We start from the raw sequence: 23,280 nt of genomic DNA on the forward strand, positions 1-23,280 counted from the left end.
GGTGATCAGGCCGCGGACGACCAGCGCGACTGGCACCAGGCGGCCACGCGCGCCCGGTTGTCGGCACTCAGGTGCAGGCCCAGCTTGGAGCGGCGCCAGAGGACGTCATCCGCGTTACGGGCCCATTCGTGCTCGTGCAGGTAGTCGAGCTCGGCTTCATGGATGCCCGGCACCACCTCCGGACCCAGCCCGTCGGCGCGCACGACCAGGTCGATGCGCGAGCCGTAGGCCCGGGCGAGGCGGCGACGCAGCGAGGCAGGCCACTGCGGGTAACGCTGCCCGAGGGCCGCATCGAAACGCTCGAAGTCGGTGTCGGGCCGCACCGGCGGGCCGATCCAGGCGGACAGGTCGCCGCCCGGCAGAAAGGCCTGGGCCGTCCATGCCGCGGCCGGCACGCCGAGGTGACGGCACACGGTGTCGGCCGCTTCCTCGGCCAGCTTGCGGAAGGTGGTGATCTTGCCGCCCCAGACCGTGAGCAGCGGGGCCGGGCCGGCCTCGAGGTCGAGGAGGTAGTCGCGCGTGACGGCGGACGCGTCGCTGCGTTCGTCTCCCAGCAGTGGGCGCACGCCGGCATAGGTCCACACCACGTCGGCCGGCACGACCGGCCGGGCGAAGTAGCGGCTCGCCTGCTCGCACAGGTAGGCGATCTCGCTCTCCTCGATGCGAGCCTCGCCCACCGCGCCGTGATGCTCCACATCGGTGGTGCCGATGAGCGTGTACTCGCCTTCGTAGGGGATGGCGAAGATGATGCGCCGATCGGGGTTCTGGAAGATGTAGGCGTGGTCGTGGTCGAACAGCTTCTTCACCACGATGTGGCTGCCCTTCACCAGTCGCAGGCTCTTGGACCCGGCCACGTGGGCATGGGCCTGCAGGAACTGCGCGGCCCAGGGTCCGGCGGCATTCACGAGCGCCTTGGCCTGCACCGTCCGGCTGCCACCGGAGCCGTCCTCGAGCTTGACCGTCCAGCCACTGGCCGAACGTTGCGCGTCGACGCAACGCCAGCCGGTCAGCACGGTGGCGCCGCGGCTGGCCGCGTCGATCGCGTTCAGCACGACGAGTCGGGCGTCGTCCACCCAGCCGTCGGAGTACACGAACCCGCGGGTGAACTGCGGCTTGAGCGACTGGCCGGCGACGTGGTCATGCAACCGGATGCCGTGGGAGCCTGGCAGCACCTCGCGCCGTGCAAGGTGGTCGTACAGGAACAGGCCGGCGCGGATCATCCACGCCGGCCGCATGCTGGGATCGTGCGGCATCACGAAGCGCAGGGGCCACATGATGTGCGGCGCACTGCGCAGCAGCACTTCACGCTCCCCCAGCGCCTTGCGAACCAGCGAGAACTCGTAGTACTCGAGGTAGCGGAGCCCGCCATGGATGAGCTTGGTGGACGAGGACGAGGTGTGCGCGGCGAGGTCGTCCTTCTCGCAGAGCACGACCTTGAGCCCGCGGCCCGCCAGGTCGCGCGCAATGCCGGCCCCATTGATGCCGCCGCCCACGATGAGCACGTCACAGCCGGTCAGCGAAGGGTTCAAGCCAACTCCTTGGTCGGTCAAAGGCATAGCAAAGGGTGACGGCGCGAACGCCGTTGCGGAATGCATCACGGTGCCGAAGGGCTCTGTGAGCGGTTCATGTTCGTTTGTGTTCTTCTTTTTTCTTTTTAGCGGAGCAACGAACATTGCGCAAGGGTGGGAAACCACGGTCTGGCTTCTCCCGACTTTCGGTACGCTCGCCACTCCACACCGGACCACGACCTGGCCAGAACCGCTTTCGCATGACACCGAACCCTCGACAAGCCCAGCTGATGGAAGAGTTGCGGACCCGCGGATCCATGACCGTCGAGGCGCTGGCCGACCAGTTCGGAGTGACGCTGCAGACCGTGCGGCGCGACGTCAAGCTGCTTTCCGAAGCCGGGTTGCTGGCGCGTTTCCATGGCGGCGTGCGCCTGCCGACGTCGACGACCGAGAACATCGCCTACCGCCAGCGCCAGCAGCTGAACGAAGCCGCCAAGCAACGCATCGCCCGCGCCGTGGCGCATGCCGTGCCCCATGGTTGCTCGCTCATCATCAACATCGGCACCACCACCGAAGCCATCGCCCGCGAGTTGCTGCACCACAAGGGCCTGCGCGTCATCACGAACAACCTCAACGTGGCGGCCATCCTGTCGGACAACCCGGACTGCGAGGTCATCGTGGCCGGCGGCGTGGTGCGCTCGCGTGACCGCGGCATCGTGGGCGAGGTGACCGTCGACTTCATCAGCCAGTTCAAGGTGGACATCGGGCTGATCGGCATCTCGGGCATCGAGGACGACGGCACCCTGCGGGACTTCGACTACCGCGAGGTCAAGGTCGCCCGGGCGATCATCGAGCACTCACGCGAGGTGTGGCTGGCCACCGACCACAGCAAGTTCAACCGCCCGGCGATGGTGCAGCTCGCCCGTTTCGACGAGCTCGATCGCGTCTTCACCGACGCGCCGCCGCCGGATCCCTTCCCCAAGTTGCTGGCCAACGCCGGCGTCCAGTGCGAAGTCGCCCGATGAAATACCTGCTTGCCCTTGACCAGGGAACCTCCAGCTCGCGCAGCATCGTCTTCGACGGCCAGGGCCGCATCGTCTCGATGGCCCAGCAGGAGTTCCGCCAGATCTACCCGCAACCCGGTTGGGTCGAACACGACCCGAAGGAGCTGTGGACGACGCAGCTCGCCACCGCGCGTGAAGCCCTCGCCAAGGCGGGTCTCAAGGCGACCGACATCGCCTCGGTGGGCATCACCAACCAGCGCGAGACCACCGTGGTGTGGAACCGGCGAACCGGCGAGCCCATCCACAACGCCATCGTGTGGCAGGACCGCCGCGCGGAGCCGACCTGCGCGGCCATGCGGGACGCGGGGCTGGAACCCATCTTCCGCGAACGCACCGGCCTCATCATCGATGCCTACTTCTCCGGCACCAAGCTGAAGTGGATTCTTGACCACGTGCCCGGCGCCCGCGAGGCCGGGGCCCGCGGCGAACTGGCCTTCGGCACGGTGGACTCCTGGCTCATGTGGCACCTCACCGGCGGGCGCCTCCACGCGACCGACGTGAGCAACGCCTCACGCACGATGCTGCTCAACGTGCACGACAACAGCTGGGATCCGGAACTGCTCAAGCTGCTCGACGTGCCCCGCGAGATGCTGCCGGAGGTGCACCCCTCCAGCCATGTGTTCGGGCATACCGAGGCCGACCTGCTCGGCGCATCGTTGCCGATCGGCGGCGTGGCGGGTGACCAGCAGAGCGCCCTCTTCGGACAGGCCTGCTTCCGGGCGGGCCTCGCGAAGAACACCTATGGCACCGGCTGCTTCATGCTCATGCACACCGGCCGCGCCTTCCAGTCCTCGGCCAACGGCCTCATCACCACCAGCGCGGCCCAGTCGACCACCACACCCGAGTTCGCGCTCGAGGGCAGCGTCTTCATCGCCGGCGCGGTGGTGCAATGGCTACGCGACGGCCTGCAGGCCATCAAGGGCAGCAGCGAGGTGCAGCAACTGGCCGAGTCGGTGCCGGACAGCGGCGGCGTGATGTTCGTGCCGGCCTTCACCGGCCTGGGTGCGCCCTACTGGAAGGCCGACGCCCGAGGCGCCATCGTCGGCTTGACCCGCGGCAGCACGGTGGCCCACATCGCGCGGGCCGCACTGGAGAGCATCGCGTTCCAGAGTGCCGCCCTGCTGACCGCCATGAGCCGCGACGCCGTGGCCGCGGGCGGCTCTCCGGTCAGCGAGCTGCGCGTGGATGGTGGCGCCTGCGTCAACGACCTGCTGATGCAGTTCCAGGCCGACCTGCTCGGCATCCCGGTCGTGCGGCCGAAGGTGATCGAAACCACGGCGCTCGGTGCGGCCTACCTGGCCGGCCTGAGCAGCGGCGTGTACACCGACCTCGACCAGCTCTCGGCCCAATGGCAGGTGGAGCGGCGCTTCCACCCGGTGATGCCCCGCCCTCGGGCCGAGGAACTGATGGCACGCTGGGAGCACGCGGTGCGTCAGACCACGCTGGAGTAGGACAGGACACTAGGCTGCTGACACCACGTTGTCAGCAGCGCCCGCGCAGCATGGCCTCCTGTCCCAGCAAGAGGAGGCCATCATGCTCGCACCCCAGGAACTCGACATTCGACCGTCGCACGCGCCACGTACCGTGCGAAGCGCACCTGTCGCCCAGGCGGTCCACGCACTGCACTGGTTCGAGATTCCGGTCGTGGACCTCGACCGGGCACAGCGCTTCTACGAAGCCGTGCTCGGCCAGCCGCTGCAGCGCGAGGGCCAGGGCCGCGGCGCGATGGCGCTGTTCCCGAGGGATGGTGATGGCGTCGGGGGCTGCCTGTCGGTGAACTGCGACGGCACGCCGCCAGCGCCAACGGGCACGGTCGTCTACCTGAGCACCCCATCGATTGACGACGTGCTGGCCCGCGTGCCGAGGGCAGGCGGCCGGGTGGCCGTGGCCAAGACGGCGTTGCCCGCCGAATGGGGCTACTGCGCACACATCACCGACACGGAAGGCAACCGCGTCGGCCTGCACTCCCTCGTCTGACCGTGTTCGGAACGGCCCGTTCATGGCCCGCTTGGCCCCCGCTGCTCGCCGCCGCACAATGGCGCGCGTCGACCTCCTCATCCGACCGTCCCCCGCTGCCTGCCATGCGCCGAGCCGACCGCCTCTTCCAGATCGTCCAGCTGATCCGCGGTCGACGCCTCAGCACGGCGCAGTTCCTCGCGCAGCGGCTGGAGGTGTCGGAGCGCACCGTGTACCGCGACGTGGCGGACCTGATGGCCCAAGGTGTGCCCATCGAGGGCGAAGCGGGCGTGGGCTACCGCATGCGGCCGGGCTTCGACCTGCCTCCCCTCATGTTCACGCATGAGGAAGCCCAGGCGCTGGTGGCCTCGGTCCGCGTGGCGCAGCCGCGCCTGGACCCGGCGCTCGCGAGCCAGGCCGAAGCCGCGCTGTCCAAGATCCTGGCCGTGCTGCCCGCGGCTGCGAGGGCCGCGGCGGAGAGCCTGGCCGTCTATGCGCCACCGGTCCACTTCGACCTGCCGACCCGTCAGCGGGTCGAAGCCCTTCGCCTCGCGGCGGAAGGCCGTCGCACGGTCAGCGTGCGCTACCTGGACCTGCAAGATCGCGAGTCACAGCGCCGCCTGCGCCCGCTCGGCTGCTTCTACTGGGGCGCCGTCTGGACCCTGGCCGCCTGGTGCGAGACCCGGGGTGCGTTCCGCAACTTCCGCGTCGATCGCATCCAGCAGCTGGACGTTCTCGAGCAAACCTTCCGCGACGAGCCGGGCAAGACCCTGGCCGACCTGTTCCGCGCCGTCGAGTGCGAGGCGGCCGAATGGAACGCGTCGCCGCCGAATTGACCCGGGACGGGAACGTGGGCGTCGCGCAACGCCACCTGCACGGCAGCGGCACGGCCTTAGAATCCGCGCCTTGCCTTCGCCCCGGAGCCGCCTGTGGACCTCAAACTGCCGATCACGATCGTCGACGAACTCACCGAGACCATCGTCAAGTCCTCGGGCATCCTCGACCTGGCCAGCGGCGAGATCCGCAACGTCGAATACGAGGACTACGACCGCAACCGCCTGGGCCTGCCCGCCGAGAGCGAGGACTACGAGTTCACGTCCGGGCTGCTCACCAACGGCTCCCGTGACGTCGAATTCCGCGTCGACGTCGACGTCCTCACCGGCCGCTACTCCGTGACACCGAGCGAACTCCTCGAACTCAAGGGCCGCGCGGCCAAGCTCTTCTCCACCCGCTGACCCGTTCTCGCCGCGCGACGCGACAGCGACGGAGTGGACTGCCGCGCCAGTGCCTCCTGCCGAGAGCCGGGGGCTACGCGAGGGTGTCTCGGTGGCCCTGCCGCGCCGGGTCTCGGCCCGGCAGCCGAGTAACTTTCTGGCGCGCCAGAAAGTCACCAAAGAACGCTTGAACACCAGCTTCAGCTTATTCGTATCGTTGGTAATGTGAAGGTCTTACGCTCGGTGAACGCCGAGGACTTGCCCAAGCCAGGACGTCTCTCCAGGTCTGCTTGATCAGAAGCGCTTGTGTTCAGGCGCTCAGGCGCTCAGGCGCCAACACCGCCGCGCCGCGCCAGCCGGCCGTCGTGCCAAGGCCGTGCCGCCGAGCCCAGCAAGCGAAGCGAGGCGCGCATCAAGCCACCCGCGAGCCCGGGTTTCCCGGGCGACCCGGGGCGCCCCCCTCGGGGGGGCAGGAGCGTCAGCGACGTGGGGGGCTCACACAGGCGCATTGAAGCCGACAGCAAACTCATCGGGACTCAAGCGCCCGTCGCGGTCGGTGTCGAGCTGGTCGAAACGCTCGGTGAAGACGGGGAAGCGGGCCACTTCGGCGCGTGAGAGGTGGCCGTCACGGTTGGCGTCGGCACGCGCGAACACCGCCTCCGCCGTGATGGCGGCGCGCCGGGCCGGGGGCTCGTTCGCCGGGGGCTGGGCCGCGGCGCCGGCCGCCATGCTGGCGAGCGTGATGCCGATCACCTTGCGGGCGGCTTCGCGGATCGAAGGCGTGTCGCGGCGGAAGGGGCGGTTCATCGAAGGTCCTCGTTCTTTCGTGAAAAGAGACCATTCAACTCCCACATCGTGAAGCCGGCCAGACTTATTGCCGCCGCTTGCCCGACTCACAAAATGTTGCCCGCTCCGCCGCTTGGGCGGGCAACCGGACGTCAGCCGCGGCGGGCCTTCACCGCCTCGCTCAGCACGTCGAGCACGGCCAGCGAGTCGTCCCATCCGAGGCAGGCGTCAGTGATGCTCTGGCCGTAGGTCAGGCAGCTCGGATCGTCCTTGCCGGCGCTGAACTTCTGCGCGCCGCCCTGCAGATGGCTTTCCACCATCACCCCGAAGATGCGACGCGAACCATGGGCCACCTGGCCCGCGATGTCGCGGGCGACCTCGAGCTGGCGCTCATGCTGCTTGCTGCTGTTCGCGTGCGAGCAGTCGACCATCAGCGACGGGTGCAGCTTGGACGCCTCCAGGTCCTTGCAGGCCGCCTCGACATGGGTCGCATCGTAGTTCGGCGTCTTGCCGCCGCGGAGGATCACGTGGCAGTCCGGGTTGCCGCTGGTCTCGACGATGGCGACCTGGCCGTTTTTGTGGACGGACAGGAAATGGTGCGGGCGGGCCGCCGCCTGGATGGCGTCCGTGGCGATGCGGATGTTGCCATCGGTGCCGTTCTTGAACCCGATGGGGGCCGACAGGCCGGACGACAGTTCCCGGTGCACCTGGCTTTCGGTAGTGCGCGCGCCGATGGCACCCCAGGAGATCAGGTCACCGATGTACTGCGGGGAGATCACGTCCAGGAACTCGCTGCCGGCCGGCACGCCCAGCTTGTTGATCTCGGTGAGCAACTGCCGCGCGATGCGCAGGCCCTCGTCGATCTTGAAGCTCTCGTCGAGGTACGGGTCGTTGATGAGGCCCTTCCAGCCGACCGTGGTGCGGGGCTTCTCGAAGTACACCCGCATGACGATCTCGAGCGTGCCCTTGTACTTGCGGCGCTCGGCGAGCAGGCGACGGGCGTACTCGATGGCGGCCACCGGGTCGTGGATGGAGCAGGGACCCATGATGACGAGCAGGCGATCGTCCCGGCCCTTCATGATGTCCTTGATGCTCTGGCGGGTGCTGGCAATGAGCGTCTCCGCGGCCGTGCCACGGATGGGGAAGAAGCGCACCAGGTGTTCGGGCGGGGGCAGGGGCGTCACGTTGCGGATGCGCTCATCGTCGGTCGGGCCCGTGCGGTCGACGGGCGCCGTCCATCCTTCGGCAGCACTGGTGGCGTTGGCATTCATCGAGAGAAACTCCTTGAGGGGATGTACGTCGAGTGGCGTCGGGATGCGCGGGCGAAAAAAAACCGCCGTGATTCCGGCGGTTTTTTGAGTCTGGTGCGTTTCTTCGGGCTACGCGCTTCTCTCTCCGCCGGGTATGGGCAAGATCCAAAAGAAGTAGCCAAAGTAAGAGGCAACGAGACGCATGGGTCTAATGTAGCACGGGGGCCCGAGCCGGCGTCAAGCGGTTCCGCCAACGGTCAGGCGGTCGATGCGCAAGGTGGGCTGGCCCACGCCGACCGGCACACTCTGCCCTTCCTTGCCGCAGACGCCCACGCCGCTGTCGAGCTTCATGTCGTTGCCGATCATGCTCACCCGGGTGAGCGCGTCGGGCCCGTTGCCGATGATGGTGGCGCCCTTCACGGGATACTGGATCTTGCCGTTCTCGACCCAGAACGCCTCGGAGGCGGAGAACACGAACTTGCCGCTCGTGATGTCCACCTGCCCGCCGCCGAAGTTCGTGGCGTAAAGGCCACGCTTGAGGCCGGCGATGATCTCCTCGCGGGTCTTGTCACCGCCCAGCATGTAGGTGTTGGTCATGCGGGGCATGGGCACCGCGGCGTAGCTCTCGCGACGGCCGTTGCCGGTGGGGGCGACGCCCATCAGGCGGGCGTTCATGCTGTCCTGGATGTAGCCCTTGAGGATGCCGTCCTCGATCAGCACGTTGCGCTGGCTCGGGTTGCCCTCGTCGTCGACGTTGAGCGAGCCGCGGCGGTCAGGCAAGGTGCCGTCGTCGAGCACGGTGACGCCCTTGGCGGCCACCCGCTGGCCGATGCGGCCGGTGAAGGCGCTCGACCCCTTGCGATTGAAGTCGCCTTCCAGGCCGTGGCCGATGGCCTCGTGCAGCAGCACGCCGGGCCAGCCCGGCCCCAGGACGACGCTCATCTCGCCCGCCTTGGCCGGTCGCGCCTCGAGGTTCGTCAGGGCCGCATGAACGGCATCGTCCACGTACTGCTCGATGACATCCTGCTGGAAGTAGCCGAGGCCGAAGCGGCCGCCACCGCCGCCCGAGCCGATCTCGCGCCGCACCTCGCCACCGATCGTCTGCTCGGCGATCACCGTGACCGACAGGCGCACGAGCGGACGGACGTCCGCGGCCATCGTGCCGTCGGCGCGGGCAATGAGCACGACGTCGTACTCCGAGGCGACGCCTGCCATCACCTGCTTGACCCGCGGGTCCTTGGCGCGGGCGAGCTTTTCCACCCGCTCGAGGAGCGCGACCTTCTGCGTGCTGTCGAGCGTGGCGATGGGGTCGGTGGGTGCATAGAGCACGCGGCTGCCGACGATGGTGGGCTTCGAGGGCACCTTCACCGAAGCGCTCTGACCGGCCGCAGCGATGGTGCGGACCGTGCGCGCCGCGTCGAGCAAGGCGGCCTCCGAAATGTCGTCGGAGTAGGCGAAAGCGGTCTTCTCCCCTGCCACGGCGCGCACGCCGACGCCCTGGTCGATGCCGAAGCTGCCCGACTTGACGATGCCTTCCTCAAGGCTCCAGCCCTCGCTGCGGGTGTACTGGAAGTACAGGTCGGCGTCGTCGATTCGGTGGGCCGCGATGGTCTGCAGCGCCCGGGACACCGTGGCGTCGGTCAGCCCGAAGGGTTCGAGCAGCAGGGACCGGGCGATCGCCAGGCGTTCGAGGGTGGGTTCGCGGGAGATCATGGGCAGATTGTAGGAGCGGGGCCAGGGTCTGTGGCGGGCAGGGTCTCGCCGGGCGACAGGGTTGCCTTTCACAGTTCTTTACCGGGGCTTTACCAAGGCACGGTCGGCGCAAGAGGCTGCGGTCGGCGTTGAACCGGCGTGCTGCACGACGAGATCGCCCTTCACCTCACCGAACAGGAATCATCATGAACCGACTCCATCGTTTTGCCCTTCGCACCCTGCTTGCCGCCGCGGGCGTCGCCGGCCTGGCCGGCGCCGCATCCGCCCACGACGGACACCGGGAAGACCGGTACCGCGGGCCGTCCCACCGCCACGAAGTGCGCGCCGACACCCGCGTCGACCTGCGCCAGGACCGCCAGATGGACCGCATCCGCGACGGCGCCCAGTCCGGCCGCCTGACGCCGCACGAGACCCGGCGCCTGATGCGCCAGCAATCGGAGATCCGTCGTTTCGAGGCGCAGGCTCGGGCCGATGGCCATGTGTCCTGGCGCGAACGCGAACGCCTCGAGTCCCTGCAGGACCGTGCCCGCCAGGACATCGACCGCCAGCTGCGAGACCACCAGACCTGGTGACGACCCTGGGGCGGCGCGCGCACGACGCGGCGCTGCCCCCGGCGCTCAGTCCGCCTCGCCCTGACCTTCCTGCCCCTGACCCTCCTGCTTCAACGCGAGCGCCCGCGCGTACAGCGCGTTGCGGGGCGCCGCGGTCAACTCGGCGGCCAAACTCACGGCCTGCTTCAACGGCAAGGCTGCCATCAACGTGCGCAGGACGGCATCATGGGCGCCGGCGCCGTCGTCCGCCGCCTGGGCCGCCAGCCCGTGCAGCACCAGCACGAACTCCCCGCGCGAGCGATTCGGGTCGGCCGCCAGCCAGGCCGGGGCATCGCCCGCCGGCACGGTGACCACGGTCTCGAACTGCTTGGTGAGCTCGCGGCAGAGTGTCAGCTTGCGGTCCGGACACACCTCCGCCAGGCCCGCCAGCAGGCTGTCGATCCGGTGCGGGGCCTCGAACAGCACCAGCGTCTCGCTCCGGGCCGCGGCCGCCTTGAAGGCGAGCGAACGCTCGTTGCCCTTCGGAGGCAGGAAGCCGATGAAGGCGAAGCCCCGCCCGACCGTGTCGCCCGCCACGCACACGGCCGCCAGGGCACTGCTGGCCCCGGGGACCGGCACGGTGCGATAGCCTGCCGCCTGGCAGGCGGCGACCAGGGCGGCGCCCGGGTCGCTCACGGCCGGCGTTCCGGCGTCGCTCACATAGGCCACCCGCTCGCCGGCCGCCAGGCGGGCCAGCACGCCAGCAGCGGCCTCACGCTCGTTGTGCTCGTGCAGCGGAATCAGGGGCTTGTCGAGGCCGAGATGGCGCAGCAGCGGGCTGCTGTGCCGGGTGTCCTCGCAGGCGACCGCGTCGGCACGCGCGAGCACGTGGATCGCCCTCAAGCTCATGTCGGCGAGATTCCCGATCGGTGTGGCGACGACGTAGAGCGTGCTGGCCGGATACTGCTGCGTGCCCGCAGCGGCCTCGGCGGCCTGCAACAGCAAGGAAGGACGGTTCGGTGAATCCATGGTGTCCACCACGAAGGGAAAAGGCGATGAAGGCGAGGCACGGGCCCTGGCCCACCTGTTGCGCCAGGGCCTGAGGCTGGTCGAGCGCAACTACCGGGTGGCGGCGGGGCCGCGCGCATTCGGCGGCGAAGTGGACCTGATTGTGCGCGACCGCGAGGGCACGCTCGTGTTCGTGGAGGTACGGGTGCGGCGCGACGAACGCCACGGCGGCGCGGCCGCCAGCGTCACGGCGGCCAAGCAACGCCGGGTGCTGTTCGCGGCCCGGCGCTACCTGCAGCGCTTCGCATCGCCCCCGGCCTGCCGTTTCGACGTGGTGGTCATCGAAGGCGATGTGCTCACATGGATTCCCGCGGCGTTCGCGGACGACTGACAATACACGGCGTGTGCGCGGCACGGAGCAGGGCTCGCGCCGCCCACACGCCTTCGGGAACCTTCACCCTGCCCCCGTGTCATAAAATCCATGTCCATGCTCGAACAACGCATCCAGCAACAATTCTTCGACAGCGCCGACCTCAAGTCGGCCGCGGCCGAAATCCTGTCGCGCCCCATTGCCGACGCGGTCAACGCGGTGGTGGGTTGCATCACCAGCGGGGGCAAGGTGCTGGCCTGCGGCAACGGAGGGTCGGCCAGCGATGCACAGCATTTCGCGGCCGAGTTCATCGGCCGCTTCGAGCGCGAGCGCCCCGGCCTCGCGGCCATCGCCCTGACGGTCGACACCTCGATCCTCACGGCCATCGGCAACGACTACGACTTCAACCAGGTGTTCTCCAAGCAGGTGCAGGCACTCGGCCAGCCCGGCGACGTGCTGCTGGCCATCACCACCAGCGGCAACTCGGCCAACGTGCTGGCCGCCGTGGAAGCCGCCCATGCGAAGGAAATGACCGTCATCGCGCTCACCGGACGCGGCGGCGGCAAGATGAACCAGCACCTCGGCGAGACCGACGTGCACATCTGCGTCCCGCATGAGCGCACGGCGCGCATTCAAGAAGTTCACATCCTTGCGCTGCACTGCCTGTGCGACGCCGTCGATCTGCAATTGCTCGGAGAACAGGAAAATACATGACGGGAACTTCGTTCCGCCTCGCACTGATCACCTCGGCCCTCATCGCCACCACCACCCTGTCCGGCTGTGCCGCGATCCTGGTGGGCGGCGCCGTGGTCGGCGGTACGCTCGTGGCGGTCGACCGGCGCAGCTCCGGCACCCAGATCGACGACCAGACCATCGAGATGAAGGCCTCCACGGTGGTGCGTGACGCCATCGGCAACCGCGGCCACGTGAACGTGACGAGCTACAACCGGGTGGCCCTCATCACCGGCGAGGTGCCCAACGAGACCGATCGCGCCGCCGCCGAGCAGGCCGTGGCCCGCCTCGACAACGTGCGCTCGACCGTCAACGAACTCGCCGTCACCTTCTCGAGCTCGCTCACCAACCGGTCGAACGACGTGCTGCTGGCCACCAAGGTCAAGGCCACGTTCGCAGACGCCGGCGACCTCTCGGCAAATGCCTTCAAGGTCGTGACCGAGCGGGGCATCGTCTACCTGATGGGCCGCGTGACCGAGGCGGAAGCCAATCGCGCCGTCGACCTGACGAGCCGCATCCGTGGGGTGCAGAAGGTGGTCCGCGTGTTCGAGATCGTCAGCGAAACCGATCTGGCGACCTTGCAGCCGCAAGGCGCACCGAGCAACAACGCCAAGCCGGCCAGCAACAAGCCCTGAGGCACGAGGGCGGCACCGGCCGGGAGGCCGGGCCGCTCAGGATGCGGCATGGAAGCGCCGGGCGACAGCCCGAATGGATCGGGCCGGGGCCGCGGCGCCTGCTTTGGGCGCCGGCGCGACGCTCAGCCGAGCCGCTTGATCAGGCTCGAGGTGTCCCAGCGCCCGCCCCCGAGGGCCTGCACATCCCCATAGAACTGGTCGACGAGCGCCGTCACCGGCAGGCGCGCGCCGTTGCGCTGGGCTTCCGCCAGCACGAGACCCAGGTCCTTGCGCATCCAGTCGACCGCGAAGCCGAAGTCGAACTTGCCGTCGACCATGGTCGGGCCGCGGTTGTCCATCTGCCAGCTCTGGGCGGCACCCTTGCCGATCACCTCCAGCACGGCCTTCATGTCGAGGCCGGACTTCTGCCCGAAGGCAATGGCCTCGGCCAGGCCCTGGACGAGACCGGCGATGCAGATCTGGTTCACCATCTTCGCCAGTTGCCCGGCGCCGCTCTCGCCCAGCAAGGTGACGGCCTTGGCAAACGCCAGCACCACCGGCCGGACGCTGTCGAAGGCCGCGGCCTCACCGCCGCACATCACCGTGAGCGCACCATTGATGGCGCCCACATTGCCGCCGGACACCGGCGCGTCGATGAAGACGACGCCTCGCGCGCGACCCGCGGTCGACAGCTCCCGTGCGACTTCAGCCGAGGCGGTGGTGTGGTCCACGAAGATGCTGCCGGCGGCCATGCCCGCGAAGGCGCCTTCCGGGCCAGCGACCACCTGGCGAAGGTCGGCGTCGTTGCCCACGCAGGCGAAGACGATCTCCGCGCCGCGAGCGGCCGCTTCGGGGGTAGCGGCCTGCTGCCCGCCGTATTCGGCGACCCATTGGGCCGCCTTGGCTGGCGTGCGGTTGTAGACGGTGACCTGGTGGCCGGCGCGGGCGAGGTGGCCGGCCATCGGATAGCCCATGACGCCCAGGCCGAGGAAGGCCACGCGGCGCGCGGGAACGGAGTCGTACGTGCGGGTGCTCATCAGACGATCGTCAGGTGTTCGGTGCCGGCGGCGAGGTCGCTCGAGCGGGCGCGGTTGCTGTTGAGCTTGATCTGCAGGCGCAGGTCGTTCACCGAGTCGGCGTTGCGCAACGCGTCTTCGTAGGTGACGAGCTGGTTCTCGTAGAGGTCGAACAGGGCCTGGTCGAAGGTCTGCATGCCCAGCTCGCGCGACTTCTTCATGATCTCCTTGATCTCGCTGACCTCGCCCTTGAAGATCAGGTCGGAAATCAGCGGCGTGTTGAGCAGGATCTCCACGGCAGCGATCCGGCCCTTGCCTTCCTGGCGCGGCAGCAGGCGCTGCGAGACGAGCGACTTCAGGTTCAGCGAGAGGTCCATCAGCAGCTGGGCGCGGCGCTCTTCGGGGAAGAAGTTGATGATCCGGTCGAGGGCCTGGTTGGCGCTGTTGGCGTGCAAGGTGGCCATGCACAGGTGGCCGGTCTCGGCGAAGGCCACCGCGTGCTCCATGGTCTCGCGGTCGCGGATCTCGCCCATCAGAATGACGTCGGGTGCCTGACGAAGCGTGTTCTTCAGGGCCTGAGCCCAACCTTCGGTGTCGAGGCCCACCTCGCGCTGCGTCACGATGCAGTTCTTGTGCGGGTGCACGAACTCCACCGGGTCCTCGATGGTGATGATGTGGCCGTAGGTGTTCTCGTTGCGGTAGTCGACCATCGCGGCGAGCGACGTGCTCTTGCCGGAGCCGGTGGCGCCGACGAAGATCACCAGGCCCCGCTTGGTCATCGTGACGTCCTTGAGCACCTGCGGCAGGTTCAGGCCGTCGATGGTGGGCAGCGTCTGCGGGATGGTCCGCAGCACGAGGCCGATGTTGCCCTGCTGCACGAAGGCGTTCACCCGGAAGCGGCCGATGCCCTGCGGGGAAATCGCGAAGTTGCACTCCTTGGTCCGCTCGAATTCGGCCGCCTGCTTGTCGTTCATCACCGAGCGCGCGAGCGCGATGGTGTGCTGGCCCGTCAAGGGCTGCGGGGACACCTTGGTGACCTTGCCGTCCACCTTGATGGCGGGCGGGAAGTCGGCCGTCAGGAACAGGTCGGAGCCGTTGCGCGAGACCATCAGCCGCAGCAGGTCATTGACGAATTTGGAGGCCTGGTCTCTTTCCATGGTGTTTCCTGGGAATGTTCAATTGCTGGACAGCAAGGCGCTGAGCCGCGCGCTCACCTGGCGCAGCCGAAGCGAAAGCCGCCGCGACAGCGAGGCCAGCAAGGCCAGGCCCAGTCGCGGATCGTTCACGATCATCTCATCGAGGCGCTGCGCATCCACGACCGCGAGCGCGCAGGGCGTGAGGGTGGTGCAGGCGGAAAAGCGGGAGCCGGCGTCGAGCAGCGACATCTCGCCGAGCATGTCGCCGGCGCGCGCTTCAGCGAGGCGGGCCCGACCGCCCCACGGCTGCACCCGATCGACGGCGAGCGCGCCATCGAGCACGATCAGCATGTAGTCGCCCTGCTCGTCCTGGCCGATGACTTCCTGGCCAGCCGCCACGGTGACGAACTGCAGGTAGCGGCTCATCTTGAGGAGTTCGTCCCGGGACAGCGCCGCCACATGACGATCGGCGCTCCACAACCGGGTGAAGAGCGGCTCGGCCTCGGCACGGTCGAGCGGCTGGGCGCCGACCTGTTGCGCACGGGCCGCCCAGGTGGCGAGTTGCTGGCTGTCGTCGCCCCGCTCGAACTGCGTCGAGAAGAAGCCCGAGTCGGCAACGGAGTCGAGCTCGCCCGGGCCGCCCTTGTCGGGGCTGCGCTTCAGGCGGTCGAGCAGGTTCTTCAGCGCCATCGGTCCGATTCCCACTGCCGTCGTCGCGCCAGGCGCCCGCCTCCCGCCGGGCGTCAGCCGGGGAAGTTCTCCGGCGTCTTGGCCTTGCCGCGCGCTTCGGCGGGCGAAATGATGTTGCGACGCACCAGCTCGGAGAGGTTCTGGTCGAGCGTCTGCATGCCCATGCTGTTGCCCGTCTGGATGGACGAGTACATCTGGGCGATCTTGTTCTCGCGGATCAGGTTGCGGATGGCCGGGGAGCCCAGCATGATCTCGTGCGCGGCCACGCGGCCGCTGCCGTCCTTCAGCTTGCACAAGGTCTGCGAGATCACGGCCACGAGCGACTCCGACAGCATCGCACGCACCATCTCCTTTTCGGCCGCCGGGAACACGTCGACGATCCGGTCGACCGTCTTGGCGGCGCTCGAGGTGTGCAGGGTGCCGAACACCAGGTGGCCCGTCTCGGCCGCGGTCAGCGCGAGGCGGATGGTTTCCAGGTCCCGCATTTCGCCCACGAGGATGGCGTCCGGGTCTTCCCGCAGCGCCGAGCGCAGCGCGTTGGCGAAGCTCAGGGTGTGGGGGCCGACCTCGCGCTGGTTGACCAGGCACTTCTTCGATTCGTGCACGAACTCGATCGGGTCCTCGACGGTGAGCACGTGGCCGTACTCGTTCTCGTTGAGGTGGTTCACCATGCCCGCGAGGGTGGTCGACTTGCCCGAGCCGGTGGGGCCGGTCACGAGCACGAGCCCGCGCGGCTTCAACGACAGCTCGGCGAAGATCTTGGGCGCATTGAGCTGCTCGAGCGTCAGGATCTTCGAGGGAATGGTCCGGAACACCGCGCCGGCACCCCGGTTCTGGTTGAACGCGTTGACTCGGAAGCGGGCCAGGCCCTGGATCTCGAACGAGAAGTCGACTTCCAGCGTTTCTTCGTAGGCCTTGCGCTGGGAGTCGTTCATGATGTCGTAGACCATCTCGTGCACCTGCTTGTGCTCGAGGGGATCGACGTTGATGCGACGCACGTCACCGTGCACACGGATCATCGGGGGCAGTCCGGCGGAGAGGTGAAGGTCGGAGGCCTTGTTCTTGACCGAGAACGCCAGCAGTTGGGTGATGTCCATGTGTCTCTGGGAGCCGAAGGGGTGGTGCAGCGGAGGGGGGCGTACGCCCGTCCGATGAGATAGGCTCGCGGGATTATGGCGACGATTGCAGAGAACATACAACAAGTGCACAGGCGCATCACACGCGCCTGTGCACTGGCACAACGGCCCGTGCAAAGCGTCACGTTGCTAACCGTAAGCAAAACTTACAGCGCGGACGCGGTTCGCGAAGCCGTTGCCGCCGGCGAGCACCGGTTCGGCGAAAACTACGTGCAGGAGGGGCTCGACAAGATCGACGCACTCATCGAGCTGCGCGAACAACTGGAATGGCACCTCATCGGGCCGCTGCAGAGCAACAAGACGCGGCTGGTCGCCTCCCAATTCGACTGGGTCCACACCGTGGACCGCCTGAAGATCGCGCAGCGCCTGTCGGAGCAGCGCCCCGCCGAGTTGCTGCCGCTTCAGGTCTGTCTGCAGGTCAACACCAGCGGCGAAGCTGCCAAGCACGGCCTCACACCGGACGAACTGCCGGCCGTGGCCCACGCGGTTGCGGCCCTGCCGCGGCTGCGGCTGCGCGGCCTGATGGCCATACCGGAGCCCACGGATGACGTGGCGGCGCAGCGGCGCGCGCATCGGCATCTGCACGACCTGATGGCGGCACTGGTCGCCGACGGGCTGCCGCTGGACACCCTGTCCATGGGCATGACGGCCGACCTGGAGTCCGCCATCCTCGAAGGCGCCACCATCGTGCGGGTCGGCACCGCCATCTTCGGGCCGCGGCCTCAGGCCGCCCGCTGATAGCGCGCTTCCTGGGTGCGTCCGCCGTAGCCATAGGCGGCCGCGCGCAGATCGGCGACGTGCACGTAGGAATGTTCGGCCACCGGCCCCAGCAAGCGGGCCATGCTCTGGTGCACCGCGGCCAGGTAGGCCGCCTTCTCCGCCTTGGTGTTGGTCTCATCGGTGATGGACACGAGCCAGTGGTAGCTGCGCTCGGGGCCGCCTGACAATGCGCGTCCGGCGACGAACCAGCGCGCCGGGGCAATGAAGTCGACCACGACGGCGGTCAGCGCGGCATCCTTGCCAAGCAGTCGGGATGTCAATGCGACCGCCTCGGATGCCACCTCGGCGGCAAGGTGGTCATCCGGTTCGCCGGAAAGCTGGATGTGCAGGTAGGGCATGTCGACTCCTTGGGTGAGTGCCCCATGCGACTCACAGGGCTGAAGGCACTGTAGGCTTGGCACCCTCCGCCAACAATCGCGATGAATTCATGCGATTCATCGACAGCCCGAATGAATGACCTCGACCCCCTCTGGCTGCGCAGCTTCGTGGCCATCGCCGAGTGCGGCTCCGTGACCGCAGCGGCGCGCAAGGTGCACCGGACCCAGTCAGCGGTGAGCGGGCACCTGAAGCAGCTCGAGTCAAGCCTGGGCGCCGCGCTGGCCACGCGCACCACCCGGCAACTGGCCCTCACGGCGGAAGGTGAGCGGCTTCTGCCGGTGGCTCGCCGCCTGCTCGGCTTGCAGGACGAGGCGCGCGCCACCGTGCGCTCCCAAGGCCCGGCACGGCCGTGGCGCATCGGGCTGAGCGAGTATTTCGTGCCCGCCCGGCTGTCGGCGCTGCTCGGGCTGCTGCGTCACCACACCGGGCCGGCCGGCATGGAGGTGCTCTGGAGTGCGTCCGCCCACCTCGAGCAGCTGTGGCAGCAAGGCGAGGTTGACCTCGCCGTCATCACGAGCACCTCGCCGCGACCGGAGGCGCGGCTGCTCCGCCGCGAACCGCTCGCATGGGTGGCCGGGGCCGGCCGACCGCCCGGGCCCGACCTGTCTGTGCCGCTCGTGCTGCTGGGCCCCGGCTGCCCGGTGCGGCAGATCGCCATCGACTCGCTGCAGCGCCGCGGCCGTGCCCACCACTTGCAGCTCGGCTGCAGCGGCGCCCATGGCGCCATTGCGGCACTCCGTGCCGGCTGGGGCGTCGGCTGCCTCAATGACGCGGCCATTCCGGAAGACCTGCACCGGCTCGCCAGCACCGACCCTCGCGGGTGGCCGAGTCCCGGCCGGCTGTCGTTCTACCTGCACGCCCGGCCCGAGCTGGAGGAGGCCGCCCGCGCCCTTGCACGCTGGGCACGCCCGGGAGCGACAGCTAAACTCGACGCATGAACACGATCGCATTCATCGGCGGCGGCAACATGGCCAGCGCCATCATCGGCGGGCTGCTCAAGAGCGGCCGAGCCCCTGCGGACATCCTCGTGCTGGAGCCCAATGCGGACCAGCGTTCCCGGTTGCAGCGCGAGCTCGGCGTCATCACGCTCGAGGCCCCGGGATCGGTGCTGCAACGCGCCGACGTGGTCGTCTGGGCCGTCAAACCGCAGAGCTTCAAGGAGGCCGCCGAAGCCTGCCGCGCGCACGTCGAGCGTGGTCTCCAGTTCAGCGTGATGGCCGGCATTCGCAGTGACGCCATTGCGGCCGCCATCGGCTCGGAGCGCATCGTTCGCGCCATGCCGAATACGCCGGCCCTGATCGGCCAAGGCATCGCCGGCCTGTATGCCCGCCCTGCCGTCTCCGCCGACGAGCGCCGGGACGCCGAGCGCCTGCTGGCACCGACCGGTCGCACCCTGTGGGTCGACAACGAGGTCGATCTCGACGCCGTCACGGCCCTGTCGGGCTCGGGCCCTGCCTACGTGTTCTATTTCGTGGAGGCGATGGTGCAGGCGGCCGAGGACATGGGGCTGACGGCCGAGCAGGGCAAGCAGCTCGCACTCGCGACGTTCTCCGGTGCCACGGCCCTGGCGCAGGCCTCGACCGACAGCCCGGCCGTGCTGCGCGAACGTGTCACGTCGAAGGGCGGCACCACGTACGCTGCGCTCAGCACGCTGGAGGCCAGCGGCGTGAAAGCGGCCTTCGTGAAGGCCCTCAAGGCCGCTCAGCGCCGGGCCAACGAGCTGGGCAACGAGTTCGGCTGAACTGGCGGGCGCTCCGGCACGCAGCAGTTGCGGCCGGACAACTTGCCGCGGTAGAGCGCCTCGTCGGCGCGCGCCACCGCTTCGGCCACGTTCTCCCCCGGGCGCAAGCGGCTGACACCGAAGGTCATGGTGACCGGTTGGGGCGTGGGCCACACCGCGCTGGCGATGCGCTCGCGCACCCGGTCGGTGACCTCGAGCGCCGCCTCGAGCGAGGTGTCGGGCAACAGCATGAGGAACTCCTCGCCGCCCCAGCGCGCCACGGCGTCGACTTCCCGCAGCGAGCTGCACAGCGCGGAGGCCAGGATCATCAGCACCTGGTCGCCGGTCTCGTGGCCGCTGCCGTCGTTGATGCGCTTGAAGTGGTCGACGTCCCCGAGAATGAAGCACGGTGCAGTGCCATCGCGGCGTCCGCGAGCCACTTCACCCGTCGCGAGTTCCAGCATGCGACGCCGGTTCGCCAGGCCGGTGAGGGGGTCGCTGGTGGCCAGCACCCGCAGGCGTGCTTCCGCTTCGCCCACTACCGCGAAGTACATGTGGGCGAAGTAGGCCAGCATGCCGAAGGTGGCCGCGACGTTGAAGATCCACACTGCCGCCTGGAGCCCGGGCGGCAGGGGATGGGACGGCAGGTTGTGGCGCCCGAAGAGATCGAGGGTGATGTAGAACGCCGTGAGCACCAGGGCCAGCACCACCTTGCTGGCGAGCCGGCTGCCCGGGCTCAGGAAGAGCAGGGGCGGGACCAGCACCAGGTAGTAGTGGAAGCCGGCGTCCCAGCCCACGACAACGGTCGCAAAGACCGCATGGGTGGGGATGATGAACCAGACCAGCGAGACGGCCAGTCGGTTGCGGCGGGTGCGCAGCAGCCAGGCAAAGACGCCCCACAACGCCACGATGGCCACGTTCGCCACGGCCAGCGTGTCGGCGCCCACCAGTTGCAGCATGAGCGCAAAGGCCGCATGGATGGCGACCGCGAGCGGTGCGACGTGCGCGATGACCTGCCAGTAGGAGCGCCCTCGGTAGGACGAGGGTGCGAAAAGCGGGGAGATCGACGAACTCGGGGGCGGCATGCGGTGCGGACAGTACGGGTCGCCGCATGACCGTGCAAGCTCAGCCCAGGGCAAGATCGATCACGACGCCCACAAAGACCGAAAATCCCACCCAGTGGTTGATCCGGAAGGCCCGGAAGCAACCCTCCCTCGTGCGCCGGCGGATCAGCGCGAAGTGCCACGCGACCTGCGCGGCCGCGACGGCCACCCCGGCCATCGCCCAGCCACCCAGCCCGGCTCGCCAGCCGATCCAGGTCCACAGGGCCAACGCCGCCAGGTAGAACGCCATGACCCCGGCGACGTCGAACCGGCCGAGCGTGATGGCGGACGTCTGGATGCCGATGCGCAGGTCGTCGTCACGGTCCACCATGGCGTACTCGGTGTCGTAGGCAAGCACCCAGAACAGGTTGCCGAGCAGCAGCCACCACGCCGCGGCGGGCACGCGACCCTGCACCGCCGCGAAAGCCATCGGGATGCCGAAGCTGAAGGCCACCCCCAGCACCGCCTGCGGCATGGAGAAGAAGCGCTTGGTGAACGGGTACACGATCGCCACGGCGAGGGCCGCGAAGCTCATGCCGATGGTGAGCGGGTTGGTGGTGAGCACGAGGCCGAAGGCGACCAGCGCCAGCACGGCGCCCGCGAGCAGCGCCCGGCGCACGGACAGCCGCCCGCTCGTCACCGGGCGCTCTGCGGTGCGCTTGACGTGGCGGTCGAAGTCGCGATCGGCCACATCGTTCACGGCGCAGCCTGCACTTCGCATCAGGAACGTGCCGAGGGCGAACACGGCCAGCAGGTGCCAGCCGGGGAACCCGTCGGCCGCCAGCCAGAGGGCCGCCAAGGTGGGCCACAGCAGCAGGTAGGTGCCCGCCGGCCGACTCCAGCGGATCAGGTCGAGGTAGAGGGACAGCCGCGAGGGCGCCGGTGCGGACCCGCCGACCTGCATGGTTCAGCCTTCGAGACGGCGCTGGAACACGAGGCCGGCGTGCTCGCGCAGCGCATGGAACTTGATCTTGGGCCAGTTCTCCTCAATGGCCCGCAGCTCGGGGGCGAACTCGACCAGCACCGTCGGCGCGTCGACCGCGTCATAGGCGACGCGGTGGGAGTTCGCATCGATGAACCGCTTCAGTTCCCGCTCACCGCCGTCCGCCTCGTCGCAGGTCACCCATCGGGCGACCTGGAACCGGCTCGGCATGATGCGCGCCTTGACGCCGTACTCGTGCTCGAGGCGGTGGGCCACGACTTCGAACTGCAGTTGCCCGACGGCCCCGAGCAGCAGCATGGCGCTCGCCACCGGGCGGAACACCTGGATCGCGCCTTCCTCGCCGAGCTGGGTGAGGCCGGCGCGCAGCTGCTTGCTGCGCAGGGGATCGGCCACCTCCACCGTGCGGAACATCTCGGGTGCGAAGAAAGGCAGGCCGGTGAACTGCAGTGCTTCACCTTCGGTGAGCGTATCGCCGAGCTGCAGCACGCCGTGGTTCGGAATGCCGATGATGTCGCCGGCAAAGGCCTCGTCGAGCAGTTCGCGCCGCTGGCTGAGGAAGCTGACCACGGTGTTGGGTCGCAGTTCCTTGCCCGAACGCACGACCTTCAAGCGCATGCCGCGCTCGAAGTGGCCGCTCGCCACCCGGACGAAGGCAATGCGGTCGCGGTGGGCCGGGTCCATGTTGGCCTGGATCTTGAACACGACCCCGCTGAACTTGCGCTCGTCCGGGGCCACCTCGCGCTGCAGCGCCGCGCGCGCGCCCGGCGCCGGGGCCAGGTCGACCAGGGCGTCCAGCACCTCGCGCACGCCGAAGTTGTTGACGGCCGAGCCGAAGAACATCGGGGTCTGCCGGCCGGCGATGAAGGCCGCCTCGTCGAACGGCGGGGCGGCATCGCCCAGCAGTTCGATCTCGCCCTGCGCCTGCTCGTAGGGCATGCCGAAGCGCTCGGCATAGGCGGGGTTGTCCAGCCCGTCGAGGATCTCGTCGTCGTTGTGGTTGCGGTCCTCGCCGGGCGTGAACACCCGCATGCGCTTCTCGCGCAGGTCCATCACGCCGTGGAACTGCTTGCCCATGCCGACCGGCCAGGTGAACGGCACGACTTCCATGCCGAGCTCGCGCTCGATCTCGTCCATCAGCGCGAGCGGCTCCTGCACCTCGCGGTCCATCTTGTTGACGAAGGTGAGGATGGGCGTGTTGCGCGCCCGGCAGACCTGCAGCAGCCGGCGGGTCTGCGGCTCCACGCCATTGGCCGCGTCGATCACCATGAGGGCCGCATCGACCGCCGTCAGCACGCGGTAGGTGTCTTCCGAGAAGTCCTGGTGGCCCGGGGTGTCGAGCAGGTTGATGACGCAGTCGCGGTACTCCATCTGCATCACGCTGGAGGCCACCGAGATGCCGCGCTGCTTCTCGATCTCCATCCAGTCGGACGTCGCATGGCGCGAGGCCTTGCGCGCCTTCACGCTGCCCGCGATCTGGATCGCGCCCGAGAAGAGCAGCAGCTTTTCCGTGAGCGTGGTCTTGCCCGCGTCGGGGTGGGAGATGATGGCGAAGGTGCGGCGGCGGCGCACCTGGGGCGTGAGGTCGGTCGACATGGGGCGAGGCGCGTCAAAACCTTCGATTATCGCGGCGGGC

25 protein-coding genes are annotated in these 23,280 nt (G+C 68.7%); 12 read left to right on the forward strand and 13 right to left on the reverse strand.

Annotated elements, in window-relative coordinates:
- Positions 1-5: 5 nt before the first annotated feature.
- Entirely contained in the window at positions 6-1,556 is a 1,551-nt protein-coding gene (glpD, locus tag ACSQ2F_RS19225) for a glycerol-3-phosphate dehydrogenase (RefSeq protein WP_436025768.1), read from the reverse strand.
- 212 nt (positions 1,557-1,768) lie between these two features.
- On the opposite strand from glpD, the gene ACSQ2F_RS19230 reads away from it, so the two are divergent.
- The 5 genes from ACSQ2F_RS19230 (at position 1,769) to ACSQ2F_RS19250 (ending at position 5,763) form a co-directional block, all read left to right on the forward strand.
- On the forward strand, positions 1,769-2,533 hold the full coding sequence (locus ACSQ2F_RS19230; RefSeq protein ID WP_436025770.1) for a DeoR/GlpR family DNA-binding transcription regulator: 765 nt from the start codon (positions 1,769-1,771) through the stop codon (positions 2,531-2,533).
- Positions 2,530-4,023: a glycerol kinase GlpK gene (glpK, locus tag ACSQ2F_RS19235; RefSeq protein ID WP_436025772.1), complete on the forward strand. Its 1,494-nt coding sequence runs from the start codon at positions 2,530-2,532 to the stop codon at positions 4,021-4,023. The genes ACSQ2F_RS19230 and glpK overlap by 4 nt, the downstream gene beginning before the upstream one ends.
- A gap of 82 nt (positions 4,024-4,105) precedes the next feature.
- The gene (locus tag ACSQ2F_RS19240; RefSeq protein WP_436025774.1) at positions 4,106-4,549 is read left to right on the forward strand and encodes a VOC family protein; all 444 of its coding nucleotides are present in this window, start codon (positions 4,106-4,108) and stop codon (positions 4,547-4,549) included.
- Positions 4,550-4,653: 104 nt separating this feature from the next.
- Positions 4,654-5,364 carry a helix-turn-helix transcriptional regulator gene (locus tag ACSQ2F_RS19245; RefSeq protein ID WP_436025776.1) on the forward strand — a complete coding sequence of 237 codons (711 nt, stop codon included), beginning with the start codon at positions 4,654-4,656 and terminating at the stop codon, positions 5,362-5,364.
- Between the two features lie 93 nt (positions 5,365-5,457).
- Positions 5,458-5,763 carry a hypothetical protein gene (locus ACSQ2F_RS19250; protein ID WP_436025778.1) on the forward strand — a complete coding sequence of 102 codons (306 nt, stop codon included), beginning with the start codon at positions 5,458-5,460 and terminating at the stop codon, positions 5,761-5,763.
- 474 nt (positions 5,764-6,237) lie between these two features.
- On the opposite strand, the gene ACSQ2F_RS19255 is transcribed toward ACSQ2F_RS19250, so the two are convergent.
- The 3 genes from ACSQ2F_RS19255 to tldD all read right to left on the reverse strand — a co-directional run bounded on the left by ACSQ2F_RS19255 (position 6,238) and on the right by tldD (position 9,491).
- Complete coding sequence (locus tag ACSQ2F_RS19255) at positions 6,238-6,549, reverse strand: hypothetical protein (protein WP_436025780.1); 312 nt, start codon at positions 6,547-6,549, stop codon at positions 6,238-6,240.
- Between the two features lie 131 nt (positions 6,550-6,680).
- Positions 6,681-7,799 (reverse strand): 3-deoxy-7-phosphoheptulonate synthase, encoded by a 1,119-nt coding sequence (locus ACSQ2F_RS19260; RefSeq protein WP_436025782.1) that lies wholly within the window; start codon positions 7,797-7,799, stop codon positions 6,681-6,683.
- Between the two features lie 216 nt (positions 7,800-8,015).
- A complete protein-coding gene (tldD, locus tag ACSQ2F_RS19265) occupies positions 8,016-9,491 on the reverse strand; it encodes a metalloprotease TldD (protein WP_436025784.1) in 1,476 nt (491 codons plus the stop codon).
- Positions 9,492-9,676: 185 nt separating this feature from the next.
- Between tldD and ACSQ2F_RS19270 the strand changes: the two genes are divergently transcribed.
- The gene (locus ACSQ2F_RS19270) at positions 9,677-10,063 is read left to right on the forward strand and encodes a hypothetical protein (RefSeq protein ID WP_436025786.1); all 387 of its coding nucleotides are present in this window, start codon (positions 9,677-9,679) and stop codon (positions 10,061-10,063) included.
- Between the two features lie 45 nt (positions 10,064-10,108).
- Here ACSQ2F_RS19270 and rsmI read toward each other — a convergent pair whose 3' ends face one another.
- Positions 10,109-11,050 (reverse strand): 16S rRNA (cytidine(1402)-2'-O)-methyltransferase, encoded by a 942-nt coding sequence (gene rsmI, locus ACSQ2F_RS19275; protein WP_436025788.1) that lies wholly within the window; start codon positions 11,048-11,050, stop codon positions 10,109-10,111.
- Here rsmI and ACSQ2F_RS19280 point away from each other — a divergent pair.
- From ACSQ2F_RS19280 to ACSQ2F_RS19290, 3 genes are all read left to right on the forward strand, one after another.
- Positions 11,049-11,420 carry a YraN family protein gene (locus ACSQ2F_RS19280; RefSeq protein ID WP_436025790.1) on the forward strand — a complete coding sequence of 124 codons (372 nt, stop codon included), beginning with the start codon at positions 11,049-11,051 and terminating at the stop codon, positions 11,418-11,420. The two genes, rsmI and ACSQ2F_RS19280, sit on opposite strands and share 2 nt — an antisense overlap.
- A 96-nt stretch (positions 11,421-11,516) precedes the next feature.
- Entirely contained in the window at positions 11,517-12,113 is a 597-nt protein-coding gene (locus tag ACSQ2F_RS19285) for a phosphoheptose isomerase (protein ID WP_436025792.1), read from the forward strand.
- On the forward strand, positions 12,110-12,766 hold the full coding sequence (locus ACSQ2F_RS19290) for a BON domain-containing protein (protein ID WP_436025794.1): 657 nt from the start codon (positions 12,110-12,112) through the stop codon (positions 12,764-12,766). Before ACSQ2F_RS19285 ends, ACSQ2F_RS19290 begins: the two co-directional genes overlap by 4 nt.
- A 122-nt stretch (positions 12,767-12,888) precedes the next feature.
- Here the strand turns inward: ACSQ2F_RS19290 and ACSQ2F_RS19295 are convergent, their stop codons facing one another.
- The 4 genes from ACSQ2F_RS19295 to ACSQ2F_RS19310 are packed head-to-tail and all read right to left on the reverse strand — an operon-like array spanning position 12,889 to position 16,684.
- Positions 12,889-13,782 (reverse strand): NAD(P)-dependent oxidoreductase, encoded by an 894-nt coding sequence (locus tag ACSQ2F_RS19295; RefSeq protein ID WP_436025796.1) that lies wholly within the window; start codon positions 13,780-13,782, stop codon positions 12,889-12,891.
- Positions 13,782-14,918: a PilT/PilU family type 4a pilus ATPase gene (locus tag ACSQ2F_RS19300; protein WP_436025798.1), complete on the reverse strand. Its 1,137-nt coding sequence runs from the start codon at positions 14,916-14,918 to the stop codon at positions 13,782-13,784. The genes ACSQ2F_RS19295 and ACSQ2F_RS19300 overlap by 1 nt, the downstream gene beginning before the upstream one ends.
- 18 nt (positions 14,919-14,936) lie before the next feature.
- Positions 14,937-15,587, reverse strand: coding sequence for a cyclic nucleotide-binding domain-containing protein (locus ACSQ2F_RS19305; RefSeq protein ID WP_436025800.1), 651 nt, complete (start codon positions 15,585-15,587; stop codon positions 14,937-14,939).
- A 53-nt stretch (positions 15,588-15,640) separates the two neighbouring features.
- Positions 15,641-16,684 (reverse strand): type IV pilus twitching motility protein PilT, encoded by a 1,044-nt coding sequence (locus ACSQ2F_RS19310; RefSeq protein ID WP_436025802.1) that lies wholly within the window; start codon positions 16,682-16,684, stop codon positions 15,641-15,643.
- 75 nt (positions 16,685-16,759) lie between these two features.
- On the opposite strand from ACSQ2F_RS19310, the gene ACSQ2F_RS19315 reads away from it, so the two are divergent.
- A complete protein-coding gene (locus ACSQ2F_RS19315; RefSeq protein ID WP_436025804.1) occupies positions 16,760-17,461 on the forward strand; it encodes a YggS family pyridoxal phosphate-dependent enzyme in 702 nt (233 codons plus the stop codon).
- On the opposite strand, the gene ACSQ2F_RS19320 is transcribed toward ACSQ2F_RS19315, so the two are convergent.
- Complete coding sequence (locus ACSQ2F_RS19320) at positions 17,446-17,841, reverse strand: tautomerase family protein (RefSeq protein WP_436025806.1); 396 nt, start codon at positions 17,839-17,841, stop codon at positions 17,446-17,448. The two genes, ACSQ2F_RS19315 and ACSQ2F_RS19320, sit on opposite strands and share 16 nt — an antisense overlap.
- 111 nt (positions 17,842-17,952) lie before the next feature.
- Here ACSQ2F_RS19320 and ACSQ2F_RS19325 point away from each other — a divergent pair, with 111 nt between their 5' ends.
- Both ACSQ2F_RS19325 and proC read left to right on the forward strand, forming a co-directional pair.
- On the forward strand, positions 17,953-18,819 hold the full coding sequence (locus ACSQ2F_RS19325; protein WP_436025808.1) for a LysR family transcriptional regulator: 867 nt from the start codon (positions 17,953-17,955) through the stop codon (positions 18,817-18,819).
- Positions 18,816-19,622: a pyrroline-5-carboxylate reductase gene (proC, locus tag ACSQ2F_RS19330; protein ID WP_436025810.1), complete on the forward strand. Its 807-nt coding sequence runs from the start codon at positions 18,816-18,818 to the stop codon at positions 19,620-19,622. Before ACSQ2F_RS19325 ends, proC begins: the two co-directional genes overlap by 4 nt.
- Here proC and ACSQ2F_RS19335 read toward each other — a convergent pair.
- The 3 genes from ACSQ2F_RS19335 to ACSQ2F_RS19345 are packed head-to-tail and all read right to left on the reverse strand — an operon-like array spanning position 19,583 to position 23,240.
- Positions 19,583-20,686, reverse strand: coding sequence for a diguanylate cyclase (locus ACSQ2F_RS19335; RefSeq protein WP_436025812.1), 1,104 nt, complete (start codon positions 20,684-20,686; stop codon positions 19,583-19,585). The genes proC and ACSQ2F_RS19335 overlap by 40 nt on opposite strands.
- 40 nt (positions 20,687-20,726) lie before the next feature.
- Positions 20,727-21,608 (reverse strand): 4-hydroxybenzoate octaprenyltransferase, encoded by an 882-nt coding sequence (gene ubiA, locus ACSQ2F_RS19340; RefSeq protein WP_436025814.1) that lies wholly within the window; start codon positions 21,606-21,608, stop codon positions 20,727-20,729.
- A 3-nt stretch (positions 21,609-21,611) separates the two neighbouring features.
- On the reverse strand, positions 21,612-23,240 hold the full coding sequence (locus ACSQ2F_RS19345) for a peptide chain release factor 3 (protein WP_436025816.1): 1,629 nt from the start codon (positions 23,238-23,240) through the stop codon (positions 21,612-21,614).
- Positions 23,241-23,280: the final 40 nt, after the last annotated feature.

The sequence above is a fragment of the Rhizobacter sp. LjRoot28 genome (assembly GCF_964253025.1).
GTDB lineage: Bacteria > Pseudomonadota > Gammaproteobacteria > Burkholderiales > Burkholderiaceae_C > Rhizobacter.